The 17,893-nt window shown below is 72.5% G+C and carries 16 protein-coding genes, 3 tRNA genes and 1 pseudogene; 15 read left to right on the forward strand and 5 right to left on the reverse strand.

Translation table 11 applies throughout. The features are described 5' to 3' along the window. Window positions 1-156 precede the first annotated feature (156 nt). From MVA48_RS21410 to ilvC, 3 genes are all read left to right on the forward strand, one after another. Window positions 157-2,025 carry an acetolactate synthase large subunit gene (locus tag MVA48_RS21410; protein ID WP_246983404.1) on the forward strand — a complete coding sequence of 623 codons (1,869 nt, stop codon included), beginning with the start codon at window positions 157-159 and terminating at the stop codon, window positions 2,023-2,025. Window positions 2,026-2,121: 96 nt separating this feature from the next. Beyond that, window positions 2,122-2,649, forward strand: a complete 528-nt coding sequence (ilvN, locus tag MVA48_RS21415) for an acetolactate synthase small subunit (protein ID WP_246983412.1) — start codon at window positions 2,122-2,124, stop codon at window positions 2,647-2,649. A 5-nt stretch (window positions 2,650-2,654) separates the two neighbouring features. Next, window positions 2,655-3,716 carry a ketol-acid reductoisomerase gene (ilvC, locus tag MVA48_RS21420; protein WP_256461186.1) on the forward strand — a complete coding sequence of 354 codons (1,062 nt, stop codon included), beginning with the start codon at window positions 2,655-2,657 and terminating at the stop codon, window positions 3,714-3,716. Between the two features lie 55 nt (window positions 3,717-3,771). On the opposite strand, the gene MVA48_RS21425 is transcribed toward ilvC, so the two are convergent. Together MVA48_RS21425 and MVA48_RS21430 are read right to left on the reverse strand one after the other, a co-directional pair. Beyond that, the gene (locus MVA48_RS21425) at window positions 3,772-4,320 is read right to left on the reverse strand and encodes a hypothetical protein (protein WP_246983416.1); all 549 of its coding nucleotides are present in this window, start codon (window positions 4,318-4,320) and stop codon (window positions 3,772-3,774) included. 136 nt (window positions 4,321-4,456) lie between these two features. Next, window positions 4,457-5,230 carry a hypothetical protein gene (locus tag MVA48_RS21430; protein ID WP_246983418.1) on the reverse strand — a complete coding sequence of 258 codons (774 nt, stop codon included), beginning with the start codon at window positions 5,228-5,230 and terminating at the stop codon, window positions 4,457-4,459. Between the two features lie 145 nt (window positions 5,231-5,375). Between MVA48_RS21430 and serA the strand changes: the two genes are divergently transcribed. From serA to MVA48_RS21450, 4 genes and pseudogenes are all read left to right on the forward strand, one after another. Then, on the forward strand, window positions 5,376-6,989 hold the full coding sequence (serA, locus tag MVA48_RS21435) for a phosphoglycerate dehydrogenase (protein WP_246983420.1): 1,614 nt from the start codon (window positions 5,376-5,378) through the stop codon (window positions 6,987-6,989). Between the two features lie 16 nt (window positions 6,990-7,005). Further along, window positions 7,006-8,028 carry a 3-isopropylmalate dehydrogenase gene (locus MVA48_RS21440; protein ID WP_246983422.1) on the forward strand — a complete coding sequence of 341 codons (1,023 nt, stop codon included), beginning with the start codon at window positions 7,006-7,008 and terminating at the stop codon, window positions 8,026-8,028. 221 nt (window positions 8,029-8,249) lie between these two features. Next, window positions 8,250-8,648 (forward strand): annotated as a pseudogene (locus MVA48_RS23655) (citramalate synthase); the annotation flags it as partial. A 41-nt stretch (window positions 8,649-8,689) separates the two neighbouring features. Beyond that, window positions 8,690-9,844, forward strand: coding sequence for an alpha-isopropylmalate synthase regulatory domain-containing protein (locus tag MVA48_RS21450; RefSeq protein ID WP_246983426.1), 1,155 nt, complete (start codon window positions 8,690-8,692; stop codon window positions 9,842-9,844). A gap of 1 nt (window position 9,845) precedes the next feature. Here MVA48_RS21450 and MVA48_RS21455 read toward each other — a convergent pair whose 3' ends face one another. Together MVA48_RS21455 and MVA48_RS21460 are read right to left on the reverse strand one after the other, a co-directional pair. Then, the gene (locus MVA48_RS21455) at window positions 9,846-10,175 is read right to left on the reverse strand and encodes a putative quinol monooxygenase (protein WP_246983428.1); all 330 of its coding nucleotides are present in this window, start codon (window positions 10,173-10,175) and stop codon (window positions 9,846-9,848) included. A 10-nt stretch (window positions 10,176-10,185) separates the two neighbouring features. Then, the gene (locus MVA48_RS21460) at window positions 10,186-10,563 is read right to left on the reverse strand and encodes a VOC family protein (RefSeq protein ID WP_246983430.1); all 378 of its coding nucleotides are present in this window, start codon (window positions 10,561-10,563) and stop codon (window positions 10,186-10,188) included. A 54-nt stretch (window positions 10,564-10,617) separates the two neighbouring features. Between MVA48_RS21460 and MVA48_RS21465 the strand changes: the two genes are divergently transcribed. The 8 genes from MVA48_RS21465 to galK all read left to right on the forward strand — a co-directional run bounded on the left by MVA48_RS21465 (window position 10,618) and on the right by galK (window position 16,778). Next, window positions 10,618-11,430, forward strand: a complete 813-nt coding sequence (locus MVA48_RS21465; RefSeq protein ID WP_246983432.1) for a fumarylacetoacetate hydrolase family protein — start codon at window positions 10,618-10,620, stop codon at window positions 11,428-11,430. Continuing rightward, window positions 11,427-12,911: a glutamate--tRNA ligase gene (gene gltX / locus MVA48_RS21470; protein WP_246983434.1), complete on the forward strand. Its 1,485-nt coding sequence runs from the start codon at window positions 11,427-11,429 to the stop codon at window positions 12,909-12,911. Before MVA48_RS21465 ends, gltX begins: the two co-directional genes overlap by 4 nt. Before the next feature lie 415 nt (window positions 12,912-13,326). Then, window positions 13,327-14,022, forward strand: coding sequence for a CPBP family intramembrane glutamic endopeptidase (locus tag MVA48_RS21475; RefSeq protein WP_246983435.1), 696 nt, complete (start codon window positions 13,327-13,329; stop codon window positions 14,020-14,022). Window positions 14,023-14,101: 79 nt separating this feature from the next. Then, a tRNA-Gln gene (locus MVA48_RS21480) sits at window positions 14,102-14,173 on the forward strand. A 50-nt stretch (window positions 14,174-14,223) separates the two neighbouring features. Next, window positions 14,224-14,296: transfer RNA gene (locus MVA48_RS21485), tRNA-Glu, on the forward strand. Window positions 14,297-14,362: 66 nt separating this feature from the next. Then, window positions 14,363-14,435 (forward strand) — tRNA-Glu (locus MVA48_RS21490). Window positions 14,436-14,529: 94 nt separating this feature from the next. Further along, window positions 14,530-15,612, forward strand: coding sequence for a galactose-1-phosphate uridylyltransferase (galT, locus tag MVA48_RS21495; RefSeq protein ID WP_246983437.1), 1,083 nt, complete (start codon window positions 14,530-14,532; stop codon window positions 15,610-15,612). Next, entirely contained in the window at window positions 15,609-16,778 is a 1,170-nt protein-coding gene (gene galK, locus MVA48_RS21500; protein WP_246983439.1) for a galactokinase, read from the forward strand. The genes galT and galK overlap by 4 nt, the downstream gene beginning before the upstream one ends. Here galK and MVA48_RS21505 read toward each other — a convergent pair whose 3' ends face one another. Continuing rightward, window positions 16,779-17,882: a sulfite oxidase gene (locus tag MVA48_RS21505; protein WP_246983441.1), complete on the reverse strand. Its 1,104-nt coding sequence runs from the start codon at window positions 17,880-17,882 to the stop codon at window positions 16,779-16,781. Window positions 17,883-17,893: the final 11 nt, after the last annotated feature.

Genomic DNA, 17,893 nt, shown 5'->3' on the forward strand with positions numbered 1-17,893 from the left:
GCCCGCCCGTCGACGGCTGCCCGCTCAGCCTCGTAATCGCCTAGCGCGTCGGTCCCCGACCGACGCGCTGACCCCTCCGTGCCTGTGGCACGAGGGGTTTTTTGTTGCCCGAGAAACGCTGTTGCCCAAGACGCAAGGCCCCAGGAGAACGCCGAGATGACCACCACCCCGAGCGAGCACGCCACCCGGGAAGCCGCCGCGTCCCTCGCCGGTGTCGAGACCACCGCGCGCACGGTCGCCGAGGCCGCCGCCGAACCGGCGACCGGCATCACGGGCGCGCAGAGCCTCGTGCGCTCGCTCGAGGCCGTCGGCGTCGAGGTCATCTTCGGCATCCCGGGCGGGGCGATCCTGCCGGCCTACGACCCGTTGTTCGACTCCAGGGTGCGCCACGTCCTCGTCCGCCACGAGCAGGGCGCCGGTCACGCGGCGACCGGCTACGCGCAGGCCACCGGCAAGGTCGGCGTCTGCATGGCCACGTCCGGTCCGGGCGCGACCAACCTGGTGACCCCGCTGGCCGACGCGCACATGGACTCCGTGCCGATCGTCGCCATCACCGGTCAGGTGCCGAGCCACGCCATCGGCACCGACGCCTTCCAGGAGGCGGACATCCGCGGCATCACCATGCCGGTGACGAAGCACAACTTCCTGGTCACCGACGCCGCGGAGATCCCGCAGCGCATCGCGGAGGCCTTCCACCTCGCCGCCACGGGCCGCCCCGGTCCGGTCCTCGTCGACATCCCCAAGGACGTGCTGCAGGCGACGACCGACTTCAGCTGGCCGCCGCGGCTCGACCTGCCCGGCTACAAGCCGACCACCCGGCCGCACGGCAAGCAGGTCCGTGAGGCCGCCGCGCTGATCGCCGGCGCGAGGCGCCCGGTCCTCTACGTCGGCGGCGGCGTGCTCAAGGCCGGGGCGACGGCGGAGCTCGCCGAACTCGCCGAGCTCACCGGCGCGCCGGTCGTCACCACGCTCATGGCCCGCGGTGCCTTCCCCGACAGCCACCGGCAGAACCTCGGCATGCCGGGCATGCACGGCAACGTCACCGCGGTGACGGCGCTGCAGAAGGCCGACGTCCTGGTCGCCCTCGGCGCACGCTTCGACGACCGGGTGACCGGCGCGCTGGCCAGCTTCGCGCCCCACGCGCAGGTGATCCACGCCGACATCGACCCGGCCGAGATCGGCAAGAACCGCAAGGCCGACGTCCCGATCGTGGGTGACGCCCGGGAAACCATCGCCCAGCTCGTCGAGGTGCTCCGTGCCGAGCGCGGGTCCTCGGGTGCGCCGGACCTGTCGGCGTGGTGGGCGCAGCTCGACGACTGGCGGGCGCGCTACCCGCTGGGGTACGACTGGCCCGAGGACGGTTCCCTGTCGCCGCAGTACGTCATCGAACGGCTGGGCGCCATCGCCGGTCCCGACGCGATCTACGCCGCGGGCGTCGGGCAGCACCAGATGTGGGCCGCCCAGTTCATCTCCTACGAGAAGCCGGGCACCTGGCTCAACAGCGGCGGCCTCGGGACGATGGGCTACGCCGTCCCGGCCGCCATGGGCGCCAAGTACGGCCGCCCCGAGGCCACGGTCTGGGCGATCGACGGTGACGGCTGCTTCCAGATGACCAACCAGGAGCTGGCCACCTGCGCGATCGAGGGCATCCCCATCAAGGTCGCCGTCATCAACAACGGCAACCTCGGCATGGTGCGGCAGTGGCAGACCCTCTTCTACGAGGGCCGCTACTCGAACACGAAGCTGCACCCGCTCGACGCGGACGGCAAGCCCAAGCCCGTCCGGATCCCGGACTTCGTCACCCTCGCCGAGGCGCTGGGCTGCGTCGGTCTGCGGTGCGAGACCAAGGACGACGTCGACACGGTCATCCAGAAGGCCATGGCGATCACCGACGCGCCGGTGGTGATCGACTTCGTGGTGGGCCACGACGCCCAGGTCTGGCCGATGGTCGCCGCGGGCGCCAGCAACGACGACATCCTGGCCGCGCGCGACGTGCGCCCGGTCTTCGGCGACGGACAGGTGTAGGAGAAGGACCCCGTCCCCCTCACCCCTCGCAGGCTCGGGGCGAGCCTCTGGACGGGGCCGCCGGGCCCCACCGAACTTCGAAAGGATCGTTGCTACATGAGCCGTCACACGTTGTCGGTGCTGGTCGAGAACAAGTCGGGTGTGCTCGCCCGTGTCTCGGCGTTGTTCAGCCGCCGCGGGTTCAACATCGAGTCCCTCGCCGTCGGGCCGACGGAGAACCCCGACCTCTCCCGGATGACGATCGTCGTCGACGCGGAGAGCCAGCCGCTCGAGCAGATCACCAAGCAGCTGAACAAGCTGATCGAAGTCATCAAGATCGTCGAGCTGGAGTCCAGCTCCGCCGTCCAGCGCGAACTGCTCCTGGTCAAGGTCCGCGCGCCCATGGCAGAGCGGACCCAGGTGCTGCAGACCGCGGAGCTCTTCCGCGCCCGCGTGATCGACGTCAACGCCGACACCGTCACCCTCGAGGCGACCGGCACGCCGGACAAGCTGCAGGCGCTGCTGGCCCTCCTGGCGCCCCTGGGCATCAAGGAGATGGCGCAGTCGGGCACCGTCGCCCTGGGGCGGGGTCCGCGCTCGATGTCCGGCGCCGGTACGTTGCGCCCGGTCGAGCGCACCGCCTGAAAGACCTGAGAAGAACCCACCGAAGGAGTACCCGAAGCATGGCCGCCGAGATCTTCTACGACGACGACGCCGACCTCTCGATCATCCAGGGGCGCACCGTCGCCGTCCTGGGCTACGGCAGCCAGGGGCACGCGCACGCCCTCTCGCTGCGCGACTCGGGGGTCGACGTCCGCGTCGGCCTCCCGGAGGGCTCGAAGAGCCGGCCCAAGGCCGAGGCCGAGGGCCTGCGCGTCGTGACCCCGGCCGAGGCGGCGGCCGAGGCCGACCTGATCATGATCCTCGCTCCCGACCACGTGCAGCGGACGCTGTACGCGGAATCGGTCGAGCCGAACCTCCAGGACGGCGACGCGCTCTTCTTCGGCCACGGCTTCAACATCCGGTTCGGCTACATCAAGCCCCCGGCGGGCGTCGACGTCGCCATGGTCGCGCCCAAGGGCCCCGGCCACCTCGTCCGCCGCGAGTTCGAGAACGGCAAGGGCGTGCCGTGCCTCGTGGCCGTCGAGCAGGACGCCAGCGGCTCGGCCCTGCAGCTCGCGCTGTCCTACGCGAAGGCGATCGGCGGCACCCGCGCCGGCGTCATCCGGACGACCTTCGCCGAGGAGACCGAGACCGACCTGTTCGGCGAGCAGGCCGTGCTCTGCGGTGGCGCCAGCGCGCTGATCACCGCCGGGTTCGAGACCCTGACCGAGGCCGGCTACCAGCCCGAGGTCGCCTACTTCGAGTGCCTGCACGAGCTCAAGCTGATCGTCGACCTCATGTACGAGGGCGGCATCGCCAAGCAGCGCTGGTCGGTCTCGGACACCGCCGAGTACGGCGACTACACGTCCGGTCCGAAGATCATCGACGCGCGCGTGAAGCAGTCGATGGGCGAGGTGCTCGCGGCGATCAAGGACGGTTCCTGGGCCGCGGCGTTCATCGCCGACCAGGACGCCGGGGCGCCGGACTTCAAGCGCCGTCGCGCCGAGGCCGAGGCGCACCCGATCGAGGAGACCGGGCGCAAGCTGCGCGGGCTGATGAGCTGGGTGTCGGCGTCCGACGACTACACCGGGACCGCCGCCCGGAGCTGAGCCGGGAACGCGAACGGCCCCCGCCGCCACGAGCAGCGGGGGCCGTTCTGCGTGCTCAGTAGGAGATGCCCTGCGACGCGTAGTACTGCTTGGTCTGCGCGTTGAGCAGCAGGAACACGATGACGCCCGGCACGATGAAGCCGAGCAGGCTGCTGAAGACCGACGCGCCCTGCGTCGCGCCCCAGATCATGACCAGCAGGTTGATCCCGATGGACACGTAGCTGAGCAGGAGCAGCAGCCGCGGCGACTTGCCCTGGACGACGAGGATGCCGGCGTAGAGCAGGGCGCCGGAGAGCACGACCGAGATCAGCACCAGCAGGCCGTAGACGGCGCCCAGCAGCGAGAAGGCGACGCTCAGCGCCAGCAGCCCGAAGAGGAGCCCCAGGGCACCCCACACGATGCCGATGATCCCGGCGGCGGTCACCATCCCGGGCTTCTGCCCGGCCGGCGGGCCGCTGGGGCCGCTGTAGGCCGGCGCCGGGTTGTAGCCCTGCGAGCCGTGACCCGGTGCGGGCGGCGGCGGGGGAGCGCCCCATGCGGGCTGCCCCTGCGGAGCACCTCCCTGAGGAGCGTTCGGGTCGGAACCGGGGGTGGGGCTGGACATGCGCATCCTCCTGGTCGTCCTCCCGCCGACGTGGCGGACCGGTGGCGGAGTTTAGGACCCGTTCCACCCGTCTGGGAGCTTCTCCGCGCGGATCGGGGTACGCGCCACGCGGACGAGGGACGTCCCGCCGCCCGGGTCAGCGACCGCGCCGCGCCCGGTGGGCGGCGAAGAAGTCCGCCGACGGCTTCAGCGACAGCAGCACGACGATCGCCAGGGCGGCGAGCAGGAAGAGCAGGTTGACCACGATGCTGCCGCCGCCGGTGGCGTCGTCGCCGAGGCTGCCGAGGAACCCGATCAGGGTGAGCGCCAGGCCGACGGAGCCGCCGACGAGCAGCAGCACCCGGCTGCGCCCGGACAGCGCCCAGATCGAGCCCCAGATCATGACCACGGTCCAGGCCAGCACGATGAGACCGAAGACGATCAGCGCGCCGCCGATGGCGCCCGACACCGCGCCGAAGCCCGGGAGCTCGTCGTCGATGCTGTCGCCGGCACCCGACGCCGCCGCGCCGCCGATGATCAGGACAAGGGAGCCGAGAACCCCCAGGGCGCCGAAGACGAACCCGAGGACGGCGGCCGTGATGACGTGCCCGGGGCGCGCCGGCGCCGCCGACGTGCCGTACTGCCCGTAGCCCTGCCCGTAGCCCTGCGCGTACTGCTGGGGCTGCCCGTACTGCTGCTGCCCGTACTGCTGCTGCCCGTACTGCTGCTGCCCGTACTGCTGCTGACCGTACTGCTCCGTCTGGCCGTACTGCTGGCCGTACTGCTGGGGCTGGCCGTACTGCTGGCCGTAGGGCTGCTGCCCGTACTGCTGCTGGCCGTACTGCTGGCTCTGCGGCTCCGGCGAGGAGCCGTACTGGGGCTGACCATAGGGGTTGGACTCGGAACGACCCTGGTCGTCGGACTGGCTCATGATCTCCTCCGTCGGCGCCGGTGGATCCGACCCTCGTGGCGCTCAGGATGTCGAGGCAGCTCAGCCCGCACAAGCACCCCTGACGGGGACACGGCGCCCGGTGCGGTGTCGTCCCACTGTGCGGACGCTCCTAGGCTGTGCGCCTGTGACCGCCACCCTGCCGGGAACCATGCCCGTCGTCCTCATCGCCGAAGAGCTCGCTCCCAGCGTCCTGGAGGTGCTCGGGTCCGACGTCGAGATCCGGCACGTGGACGGTGCGGACCGCGCCGCGCTCCTGCCGGCGCTGGCCGACGCGGCGGCCGTGATGATCCGCAGCGCCACCCAGATCGACGCCGAGGCGCTGGCCGCGGCCCCCAACCTCAAGGTGGTCGCCCGGGCGGGCATCGGCCTGGACAACGTGGACGTCGCCGCCGCCACCGAGCGCGGCGTCATGGTCGTCAACGCGCCGACCTCCAACATCACCAGCGCCGCGGAGCACGCCGTCGCGCTGCTGCTCGCCGCTGCGCGCCAGATCCCCGCCGCCGACGCGACCCTGCGCGAGGGGCAGTGGAAGCGGTCGAAGTTCATGGGCGTCGAGGTCACCGACAAGACCGTCGGCGTGGTGGGCCTCGGCCGCATCGGTGTGCTGTTCGCCCAGCGGCTGGCCGCCTTCGGGGTCACGCTCATCGCCTACGACCCCTACATCCAGCCCGGCCGCGCCGCGCAGCTCGGCGTCCGCCTGGTCTCGCTCGAGGAGCTGCTCCGCGAGGCGGACTTCATCTCCATCCACCTGCCGAAGACGCCGGAGACCGTGGGCCTGATCGGCGCCGAGCAGCTGGCGATGACCAAGCGCGGAGTGATCGTCGTCAACGCCGCCCGGGGCGGCCTGATCGACGAGGCGGCGCTGGCCGACGCCCTCAAGTCCGGTCAGGTCGGTGCGGCGGGCATCGACGTGTACGCCAAGGAGCCGTGCACCGACAGCCCGCTGTTCGGCCTGCCCAACACCGTCGTGACGCCGCACCTGGGCGCCAGCACCACCGAGGCGCAGGACAAGGCCGGCACCGCGGTGGCGCAGTCGGTGCGGCTGGCCCTGCAGGGCGAGTTCGTGCCCGACGCGGTCAACGTCCAGGCCGGTGGTGTGGTGGCCGAGGACGTCCGGCCCGGGCTGCCGCTGGCCGAGAAGCTGGGCCTGGTCTTCACCGCGGTCGCCGGCGGGCTCGCCCAGTCGGTCAACGTCGAGGCCCGCGGCAAGATCGCCGAGTACGACGTGTCGGTCGTGCAGCTCGCCGTCCTCAAGGGCGTCTTCTCCGACGTGGTCGAGGAGCAGGTGACCTACGTCAACGCCCCGCTGCTCGCCGAGCAGCGCGGGCTGGAGGCCACGCTGTCCAGCGACGTCGAGAGCCCCGACTACCGCAACCTCATCGCCGTGCGCGGCGCCATGGCCGACGGCACCCAGGTGACCGTGTCGGGCACGCTGTTCGGCAAGAACCAGGTGCCCAAGCTGACCGAGGTCAACGGGTTCGACATCGACCTGGACCTGTCGGGCTACCTGCTCTTCTTCGTCTACACCGACCGGCCCGGCGTGGTCGGCGCGGTCGGTGCGGCGCTCGGCGAGGCGGGCATCAACATCGCCGGGGCGCAGGTCAGCCGCACGACGCGCGGTGGCGAGGCACTGATGGCGGTCACCGTGGACAGCCGGGTGCCGGCCGAACTGCTGGGCGAGATCGCCGGCCGGATCGGCGCGCGCGAGGCCCGCGCCGCCGACCTCAACCTGCTCTGACCTAGGGTTCGAACCCATGCGCCTGGCAGTGATCCCTGGAGACGGCATCGGCCCCGAGGTCGTCGCGGAGGCCCTGAAGGTCCTCCGCGAGGTGGCTCCCGACGTCGAGAGCACCGAGTACGACCTGGGCGCCGCCCGCTGGCAGCGCACCGGCGAGCTGCTGCCCGACACGGTGCTCGACGAGCTCCGCGGGCACGACGCGATCCTCCTCGGCGCCGTCGGCGACCCCGGGGTGCCGCCGGGCATCCTCGAGCGCGGGCTGCTGCTGCGGCTGCGGTTCGAGCTCGACCACCACGTCAACCTGCGTCCGGCGCGGCTGTTCGACGGCGTCGCCAGCCCGCTGGCCGATCCCGGCACCGTCGACATGCTCTGCGTCCGCGAGGGCACCGAGGGGCCCTACGTCGGCAACGGCGGGGTGCTGCGCAAGGACACCCCGCAGGAGGTCGCGACCGAGGTCTCGCTGAACACCGCCTTCGGCGTGGAACGGGTCGTCCGGTACGCCTTCGAGCGGGCCGTCGCGCGGCCCCGCAAGCACCTCACGCTCATCCACAAGACCAACGTGCTCACCCATGCCGGCGGGCTGTGGTCGCGCACGGTCGAGGAGGTCGGGGCGGAGTTCCCCGAGGTCACCGTCGCCTACCAGCACGTCGACGCCGCCTCGATGTTCTTCATCACCGACCCGGGCCGGTACGACGTCATCGTCACCGACAACCTGTTCGGCGACATCGTCACCGACATCGCCGCCGCGGTGACCGGCGGGATCGGCCTGGCGGCCAGCGGCAACCTGGACGTGTCGGGAACCAACCCGAGCATGTTCGAGCCGGTGCACGGGTCGGCGCCCGACATCGCCGGTCAGGGGATCGCCGACCCGACGGCCGCCGTCCTCTCCGTCGGCCTGCTGCTCGACCACCTGGGTCGCAGCGACCAGGCGAAGAAGGTGAACGCCGCGGTATCGTTCGACCTGTCCACCCGTGCTCCGCAGGGGCCGGTCAAGACCTCGGACGTCGGCGACCGGCTCGCCGCTCTCGCCTCCGGCTGAGGCTCAGGCCGCCGGTCCGGTCCGCAGCAGGTCGCCGACCGGGACGGCACGGCGGTGGTTGTCCCACGGATTCCGCGGTCCGTGCTTTACTGACAGCGATGGCCGCCTCGACCTCGATCATTATCGCCTAGCGCGCAGTCCGTTCCCGACTGCGCGCAGACCTCCCGTTCCCGGGGGTCTTTTTGTTTGCCGGGAGCACCTCGTCCACCCAGGAGCACCGCGTGTCCACCGACCTCGCCACTGATCTCGACTTCCACGTCTTCGACACCACCCTGCGCGACGGCGCGCAGCGCGAGGGCGTCAGCTACTCCGTCGCCGACAAGCTCGCGGTCGCGCGCCTGCTGGACGAGATCGGGGTCGGGTTCATCGAGGGCGGCTGGCCGGGCGCGCTGCCGAAGGACACCGAGTTCTTCGCCCGGGCCCGCACCGAGCTCAAGCTGCGCCACGCCCAGCTGGTCGCCTTCGGCGCCACGCGCAAGGCCGGCGTCCGCGTCGAGGACGACGCCCAGGTGCGTGCCCTCCTCGACGCCGAGACGCCCGTGGTCTGCCTGGTCGCGAAGTCCGACGTCCGGCACGTCCGCGAGGCCCTGCGGACGACCCTGGAGGAGAACCTCGCCATGGTGCGCGACACCGTGGAGTTCTTCGTCCGCCACGGCGGCGGGTGTTCCTCGACTGCGAGCACTTCTTCGACGGCTACGCCCACGATCCCGACTACGGCGTGCAGGTCCTGGAGACGGCGTTCGCCGCGGGTGCCGAGGTCGGGGTCATGTGCGACACCAACGGCGGCATGCTGCCGATGGGCGTCGGCCGCGTGGTCGCCGACGTGCGGGCGCGCACCAGCGGCAGGCTCGGCATCCACTGCCAGGACGACACCGGCTGCGCGGTCGCCAACTCCCTCGCCGCGGTCGAGGCCGGCGTCACCCACGTGCAGGGCACCGCCAACGGCTACGGCGAGCGGGCGGGCAACGCCGACACCTTCGCGCTCATCGGCAACCTCGTGACCAAGATGGGCCTGCCGGTCGTGCCGCCCGAGTGCCTGCCCGAGCTCCAGCGGGTCAGCCACGCCATCGCCGAGCTGGCCAACATCGCGCCCGACGACCACCAGCCGTTCGTCGGCGCCTCGGCGTTCGCGCACAAGGCCGGGCTGCACGCCAGCGCCATCAAGGTGAGCCCGGAGCTGTACAACCACCTCGACCCCGCCGTCGTCGGCAACGACATGCGCATCCTCGTCACCGAGATGGCCGGCCGCGCGTCGGTCGAGCTCAAGGGCCGCGAGCTGGGCGTGGACCTGGACGGCCACCCCGACGCGATCAGCCGCGTGGTCGACCAGGTGAAGGTGCTGGAGGCCGACGGCTGGTCGTTCGAGGCCGCGGACGCGTCGTTCGAGCTGCTGCTGCGCGCCGAGCTGCCCGGCTCCCCGCCGCCGCTGTTCGAGCTGGAGAGCTACAAGACCTCCGTCGAGCACTGGGGCAACGGCGTCGTCGTCAGCGAGGCGACCGTGAAGGTCCACGTCGACGGCGAGCGGATCATCTGCACCGCCGAGGGCAACGGTCCGGTCAACGCGCTGGACAACGCGCTGCGGCAGGCGCTGGTCGAGCGTCACCCGCAGTTGGCCGACGTCGCGCTGGCCGACTACAAGGTCCGCATCCTGGGCTGGAAGGGCGGCACGAGCGCCACCACCCGCGTGCTCATCACCACCACGGACGGTGTGGGCGAGTGGACCACCGTGGGCGTCCACGACAACATCGTCGAGGCGTCCTGGCACGCCCTGGTCGACGCCCTGACCTACGCCGTCCTGCGCCGCCCCGCTCCGTGACTCAGCTGCGCGGCTGGATCTCGCCCATGGGGCCGAAGCCACTGACGTCGGGGGCGTCGACGTAGATGATCTGCGGTTGCGCCGACACGATGTCGGGCGCCGTGTCCACGAAGTCCTTGAACGCCTGGGTCTGCACGTGCGCACCGCCGGCGTCCGCGTCGCGGAACCCCTCGATGCAGACCCAGGTGTCGGGGTCCTCGACGCTGCGCGACCACTCGAAGAAGAGGCTGCCCTCCTCGGAGTTCACCGCGCGGGCGTAGTCCGCGGACAGTTGCTCCCACTCACCGGCCTTGTCCGGGCGGACGGGGAACTTGACGACGATCAGGATCACAGCAGCTCCTTCAGAGTGGATCGAGCCTGCGGCGCAGCAGGCAGAACTCGTTGCCCTCCGGGTCGGCAAGCACGTGCCAGCTCTCCTCGCCGGTCTGGCCGACGTCGGCGGGCACTGCGCCCAGGTCGAGCAGTCGTCGCAGTTCGGCGTCCTGGTCGCGGTCGGTCGGGTTGACGTCGATGTGCCAGCGGAGCTTGCCGGGCATCGGGTCGGGCACCCTGCCGAAGACGATCGTCGGGGCGGCGCCGCCGAAGCCGGCCTCCGGGCCGATCTCGACCTCGCCGTCGTCGCGGGAGAGGACGCGGTAGTCGAGGACGGCGGACCAGAACGCGGCGAGCGCGTCGGGGTCGCGGCAGTCGACGACGACTTCGCTGAACCGGCAGGCCATGATCGTCACGGTAGGGCGGAGGGGGCGGCCCCGCCCGGCGACTAACCTCGCGTCGTGCGCATCGTCCGTTTCGCCTCACCTCAGGGCATGTCCTTCGGCGTTCTCGACGGGGACGGCCAGGTGGCCCAGATCGAGGGGCACCCGTTCGGCCAGATCTCCTTCACCGGCGCCCGGTACGCCCAGGCCGACATCCGCCTGCTCTCGCCGATCCTGCCCAGCAAGGTGGTGTGCGTCGGGAAGAACTACGCCGCGCACATCGCGGAGATGAACACCGGGGAGGCCCCCAAGGAGCCGCTGCTGTTCCTCAAGCCGTCCACGTCGGTGATCGGTCCCGGCGACGCGATCCGCATCCCCCCGGGCAGCACCAACGTGCACCACGAGGCCGAGCTCGCGGTGGTCATCGGCGCCCGCGGCGCGCGGAACGTCACCCCGGAGCAGGTGCCGGCCAGCATCTTCGGCTACACGATCGGCAACGACGTGACCGAACGGGACATGCAGAAGAGCGACGGGCAGTGGACCCGCGCGAAGGGCTTCGACTCGTTCTGCCCGATCGGGCCGTGGATCGAGACCGACCTGTCGGCCCTCGGCCTGGACCCGGCGGACCTCGAGGTGACCTGCGACGTCGACGGGGAGCGGCGCCAGCAGGGCCGCACCAGCCAGCTGATCTTCGACGTCCCGACGCTGATCTCCTACATCTCCCGGGTCATGACCCTGCTGCCCGGCGACGTCGTCCTGACCGGGACGCCGTCCGGCGTCGGGCCGATCCGGCCGGGGCAGCGGGTGGACGTGACGATCCAGGGCCTCGGCACGCTGTCCAACTCGGTCACCGCCGCAGAGCCCGTCTCGACCGCCGGCGGCCTGCGATGACCGTCAAGACCCGCTTCTGCCCCTCGCCGACGGGGCTGGTGCACGTCGGCGTCATGCGCGCCGCGCTGTTCAACTGGGCCCACGCGCGGCACACCGGCGGCGCGTTCCTCCTCCGGATCGAGGACACCGACGCCGCGCGGGACTCGGAGGAGTCCTACCGGCACCTGCTGGACTGCCTGCGCTGGCTCGGCCTCGACTGGGACGAGGGCCCGGAGGTGGGCGGGCCGAACGGCCCGTACCGGCAGTCGGAGCGGCACGACGTCTACCGCGAGGTCGCCGCGAAGCTGCTCGCCGCCGGCCACGCCTACGAGTCGTTCTCGACCAACGAGGAGGTCGACGCCCGCCGTCTCGCGGCCGGCCAGGACCCGAAGCTCGGCTACGACAACCACGACCGCCACCTGACCGAGGCGCAGAAGGCGGCGTTCCGCGCCGAGGGACGCCAGCCGGTGCTGCGGCTGCGCATGCCGGACGAGGACCTGGTCTGGACCGACCTCGTGCGCGGCGAGGTGCGCTTCGCCTCCGGCTCGGTGCCGGACTTCGTGCTGGTGCGGGGCAACGGAGTGCCGCTGTACCCGTTCGTGAACCCGGTGGACGACGCCCTGATGGGGGTCACCGACGTGCTGCGCGGCGAGGACCTGCTGCCTTCGACGCCGCGCCAACTCGCGCTGTACGCGGCGCTCACCGACATCGGCGTCGCCGCCGGCACGCCGCGGTTCGGCCACCTGCCGCTGGTCAACGGCGAGGGCAACAAGAAGCTGTCCAAGCGCGATCCGCAGTCGAACTTCGACGTCTACCGCGAGCGCGGTTTCCTCCCCGAGGGCCTGGTCAACTACCTGGCGCTGCTCGGCTGGTCGATCGCCGAGGACCGGGACGTCTTCTCCGTGCAGGAGATGGTCGAGGCCTTCGACGTGACGCGCGTCAGCGCGAACCCCGCCCGCTTCGACCTGAAGAAGGCCGAGGCGATCAACGCCGCGCACCTGCGGGCGCTGCCGGTCGACGACTTCGTCGCCCGCGTGGTGCCCTTCCTGGCGGGCGCGGGGCTGGTCAGCGACCCGCCGACCCCCGAGCAGGACCGGGTGCTCCGTGCGATCGCGCCGCTGGCCCAGGAGCGCATGATCGTCCTCTCCGACGCCGTCACCCTGCTCGGGTTCCTCTTCGTGGACGACGTCGCGATCGACCCCGCGGCCGCGGACAAGCAGCTCGCCGGCGCCGATGCCGCCGAGGTGCTCACGGCGGCGACGGCCGCGCTCGAGGACCTGGACGACTGGTCGACGGCGTCGATCGAGGAGGCGCTGAGGACCGCGCTGGTCGAGGGCCTGGGCCGCAAGCCGCGGCAGGCCTTCGGTCCGGTGCGGGTCGCGGTCAGCGGCCGGACGGTGTCGCCCCCGCTGTACGAGTCGATCGAGCTGCTCGGCCGAGAGCAGACCTTGGCGCGCCTCGACGCCGCGCGCGCGGTGGCCGGGCAGCCGGCGGCCGGATGACCCGACCGTGGGGGACACCCCCCGAGGACGAGCCGTACGCCGGTCCGCCGCCGATGCTGCGGCCGCAGCACGTGCCGGCGCGGCCCGCGTGGCAGCCGATGTGGCAGCCACCGCCACCGACCTGGCTGTCGCCCCCACCCCCGCTCCCTGCCGTGCGCTGGGCGCCTCCACCGGGGACGCCGCCGCACGACGTCCCCCAGCCGTTCCTGCGCGCCATGCGCACCCGCGACTGGGCGTGGTGGCGACCGCTCCTCGGGCTGCTGCTGATCGCGGTCGTCTACCTGGTCGCGGCCGCCGTGGTCGTCCTGCTCGCCGTCGTGACCGGCATCGCGCCGGACCTGCAGCTGCTCGACCTGGTCGATCCCGCCGTCCTGCTGGTCACCAACCTCTCGCTCATCGTCGCCGTCCCGGTGGTGTGGCTCGCCTGGTCGGTGGCCCACGGACTGCGCCCCGGCTGGTCGTCGTCGGTCCTGGCGCGGCTGCGCTGGCGGCTGATGCTGCCGTTCACCCTCGTGGCGCTGGGGACGATCGGCGTCGGCATCGGGCTGTCGGTCCTCATCGCCTTCCTGGCGGGGGACGGGGCACTCACCGGCCCGGTGGAGTCCTTCGGCTGGCTGCTGGTCGTGGTCGTGTTCACCACCCCCTGCAGTCGGCCGCCGAGGAGTACCTGTTCCGCGGCTACCTCAGCCAGGCGATCACCGGCTGGTTCCGGCGGCCGGGCGCCGGCGCCGTGGTCGCCGGGCTGGTCACCGCGGCGGTGTTCTCGGTCGCGCACGTGCCGGCGGACTGGCCCACGTTCCTGGACCGCTTCGCCTTCGGCCTGGCCGCCTCGGCGGTGGTCTGGCTGACCGGTGGTCTCGAGGCGGCGATCGTGCTGCACGCGGTCAACAACGTCCTCGTCTTCGTCCTGGCCGGCTCGCTCGGGGACGGGGTGGCCACCGACGAGCTCCCCGAGGGCACCGGCCTGCTGTACCTGGCACTCAGCCTGGTGGCGATGGCCGCGTACGTGCTGCTGGTCCGGCGGGCCGCGCGGCGGCTGCGCCCCGAGACGCACACCGCCGCCCAGGACTTGCGACCGGTGCTCCCGGCCGCGCCCGCACCGGTGAGGTGACCCGGCTCTCGCCCGGGGGTTCCTCCGGGCGGCGAAGCGGTCAGGTATGGTCGTGCGCGGCGCCGCGAGGTGCCGCCCATGGGGTATGGGGTAATTGGCAGCCCGACGGTTTCTGGTTCCGTTAGTCTAGGTTCGAGTCCTGGTACCCCAGCGAGGAAGCTGACGTCCTGGCAGCGCTGTTCCTCTCCGCACCACCCGCACGGCCCCGTCGTCTAGCGGCCCAGGACGCCGCCCTCTCACGGCGGTAGCGAGGGTTCGAATCCCTTCGGGGCTACGCAATCGAGGACCCCCGACCCCCGGGTCGGGGGTCCTCGTGCGTCATGGCAGACTGGAGCGGCACGGCCCCGTCGTCTAGCGGCCTAGGACGCCGCCCTCTCACGGCGGTAGCGAGGGTTCGAATCCCTTCGGGGCTACATCGCGCGAGAGCCCCTGACCTTCCGGTCGGGGGCTCTCGGCGTCCGCGGTCCGAGTGGCCCCGGGATCAGCGCGGGGGATAGCGTCGCCCTCGTGATCAGGACCAGTCGTCGCCTGGCCGACGGCCGGGAGATCCTCTATTTCGACGCCCAGCCGGTGCCGCGTGAGGCCTCCGACACCCGGGACCTGCCCGCCGTCGCCACCCGCTCCCAGCTCCGGTACGACGCCCTGCTCGACGAGTGGGTGGTCGTCGCGTCCCACCGCCAGACGCGCACGTTCCTGCCGCCGGCCGACGAGTGTCCGCTCTGCCCCTCGACGCCGGGCCGGCCGACCGAGATCCCCGAGGCCGACTACCAGGTGGTCGTCTTCGAGAACCGGTTCCCCTCGCTGGCCACGGGCGTCGAGCGCGACGTGCCCGCACACGTCGAGGGCGCGCCGCTGGCCGAGGTCCGCCCCGGGTTCGGCCGGTGCGAGGTGGTCTGCTTCACCAGCGAGCACGACGGCTCGTTCGCCCGGCTGGGCGCCGACCGGGCGCGGCTGGTGGTCGACGTCTGGGCGGAGCGGACGGCGGAGCTCTCGGCGGTCGACGGCGTCGAGCAGGTCTTCTGCTTCGAGAACCACGGCGAGGAGATCGGGGTGACCCTCTCCCACCCGCACGGGCAGATCTACGCCTACCCCTTCCTGACGCCGCGGGTGGGCAAGGTGCTCGCCTCGGTCCGGCGGCATCGCGAGGCGACCGGCCGGGACCTGTTCGCCGACGTGGTCGAGGCCGAGTCGACGGGCCCCCGTGTCGTGGCCGCCAACGACCGGTGGACGGCGTTCGTCCCGGCCGCCGCGCGGTGGCCGTACGAGGTGCAGTTCTTCCCGCTGCGCAGGGTGGCCGACGTGCCGGAGCTCGACGACGCCGACCGCGACGCCTTCGTCGACGTGTACCTCGACGTCCTGGGCCGGTTCGCGCGCCGGTTCGACACCCCCATGCCCTACATCGCCTCGTGGAACCAGGCCCCCCGCAGCGGTCGCGACGAGTGGTGGCTGCACCTGCAGCTGTTCTCGCTGCGCCGCGCGCCGGGCAAGCTGAAGTACCTGGCCGGCTCCGAGTCCGGCCAGGGGGCCTTCATCACCGACACGAATCCCGAGGATGTCGCGGCGGCGCTGCGCGCGGTCGTCACCGCATGACCAGCGACCTGACCGACGACCAGGCGGCCGCACACCGGGCACGCGAGGCGTTCACCCAGCGGTACGACGCCGCGCCGGAGGGCGTGTGGGCGGCGCCGGGCCGGGTGAACGTCATCGGCGAGCACACCGACTACAACGACGGCTACGTCCTGCCGGTGGCGCTGCCGCACACCACCCGGGCGGCGGTGGGCCGCCGTACGGACGGCCGGCTCGCCCTGGCCTCGCTGCAGGGCGCCGGGGAGGTCGTGGAGCTGGCCGTCGACGAGCTGGCCCCCGGCCGCCCGGGGGGCTGGGCCGGCTATCCGGCCGGGGTCGTCCACGGCCTCCGCGACCGGCTCGCCGGCGGGATCAGCGTGCTCGTCGACACCGACGTGCCGGTGGGGGCCGGTCTGTCCTCCTCGGCGGCGCTGACCTGCTCGGTCGCGCTGGCGCTGCACGACCTCGTCGCCCCGGAGCTGAGCCGCACCGATCTGGTCGACCTCGCCCGCCGATCGGAGAACGACTTCGTGGGCGCGCCCACCGGCATCCTCGACCAGTCCGCGTCGCTGCTGTGCACCGCCGGGCACGCGCTGTTCCTGGACACCCGCGAGCTGCGCACCGAGCAGGTGCCGCTGGACCTCACCGCCTCGGGCCTCGAGCTGCTGGTCGTCGACACCGGCACGTCGCACACGCACGCCGACGGCGGCTACGGCGACCGGCGCCGGGAGTGCGAGCAGGCCGCGGCGAGGCTCGGGGTGCCGGCGCTGCGTGACGTGGCCGACGTGTCCGGTCTCGCCGCGCTCGAGCACGACGACGTGCTGCTGCGCCGCGCCCGGCACATCGTCACCGAGAACGCCCGCGTGCTGCAGGTGGTCGGGATCCTGCGCGACGCCGACGACCCGCGCGCCATCGGGCCGGTGCTGACCGAGGGGCACGTCTCGCTGCGCGACGACTTCCAGATCTCCACCGTCGAGCTCGACGCGTGCGTCGACGCTGCGCTGGAGTCCGGCGCGCACGGCGCCCGGATGGTCGGCGGCGGGTTCGGCGGCAGCGTGGTGGTGCTGGTGGACCGCGACCGCGCCGGCGCGGTGGCCGAGGCGGTCCGCGACCGGTTCGCCCGCGAGGGCTACGCCGAGCCGCGGACGTTCGACGTCGTGCCCTCCCCGGGCGCCCGGCGGCTCGCCTGATCAGCCGAGCACGGTGACCGGCACCCGCTGGACCAGGTTGTTCGCCATGCCCTGCCGGTTCCACTCCTGCTCGACCGGCTGACTGCCGCGCTCGTCGGTCGCCCGGGCCAGCAGCTCGGTGCGCCCGGGCCGGGCCGTCCAGTCGTGGCTCCAGGCCCGCCAGGCGTACGGGTGCGCCGGGTCGGCCGGCGCCAGCCTCGCGTCCCCCCAGGTCGCGCCGCCGTCGGTGCTGACCTCGACCCGGGTGACGGGCGCGCGGCCCGACCACGCGCGGCCCGTGAGCGGCACCGTGCCCGCGCGGACGAAGCGCTCGCGGGTCATGAAGTCCGGCCACCCGGGTGGGGCGAGCAGGGCCCGCGGGCGGATCCGGGTCACCGGCTCGCCGTCCTCGTGCGCGTCGACCTTGAGCCGGTACGCAGTGGCGTTCTGGAAGCCGGTGAACGGCTCGGTCAGCACGTCGACGCGGGTGAGCCACTTGACCTGCGCCATGCCGTACCAGCCGGGCACCAGCAGCCGCAGGGGAGCGCCGTGCTGTGGCGGCAGCGGCGCGCCGTTCATCGCCCACACCAGCAGGACGTCGGGCCGCAACGCCTCGGCCAGGGACAGCCCGCGGGCGTAGTCCTGCTCGACCCCGCGCTCGAGGCCGTGGTCGGCCCCGGTGAAGGCGACGTCGACCGCCTCGGGGGAGAGACCGGCATCCTCCAGCAGCGGCGCCAGCGGCGTGCCCGTCCATTCGGCGGTGCCGACCGCCTCGAGCAGCCACGGCTGGCTGACCGGCCGCGGCTGGTAGCGGGCACGGCCGTTGCCGGCGCACTCGAGCAGCACGCGGGCCGTCACGGCCGGACGCCGCTGGAGCTCCTCGAGGGACAGGCGGAGCGGCCGGTCCACGGCGCCACCGACGAGGAGTCGCCATGTCGACGTGTCGACGGCCGGGATGTCGTAGTGGGTCAGCACGTAGTGCAGCCCCGGCGGGGTGACGTCGTAGCGCAGCGCCTCGAGCGGCATGCCGTGGTTGCGGGTGGCGAGCTGGAGCTCGTCCAGCCCGATGCCCTCGCCCGGCTCGGCGATGCGGGCCCTCCCCGAGGTGATCTCCGTGGTGGTCATGCACCGAGTGT

Source organism: Blastococcus sp. PRF04-17 (assembly GCF_023016265.1).
GTDB lineage: Bacteria > Actinomycetota > Actinomycetes > Mycobacteriales > Geodermatophilaceae > Blastococcus_B.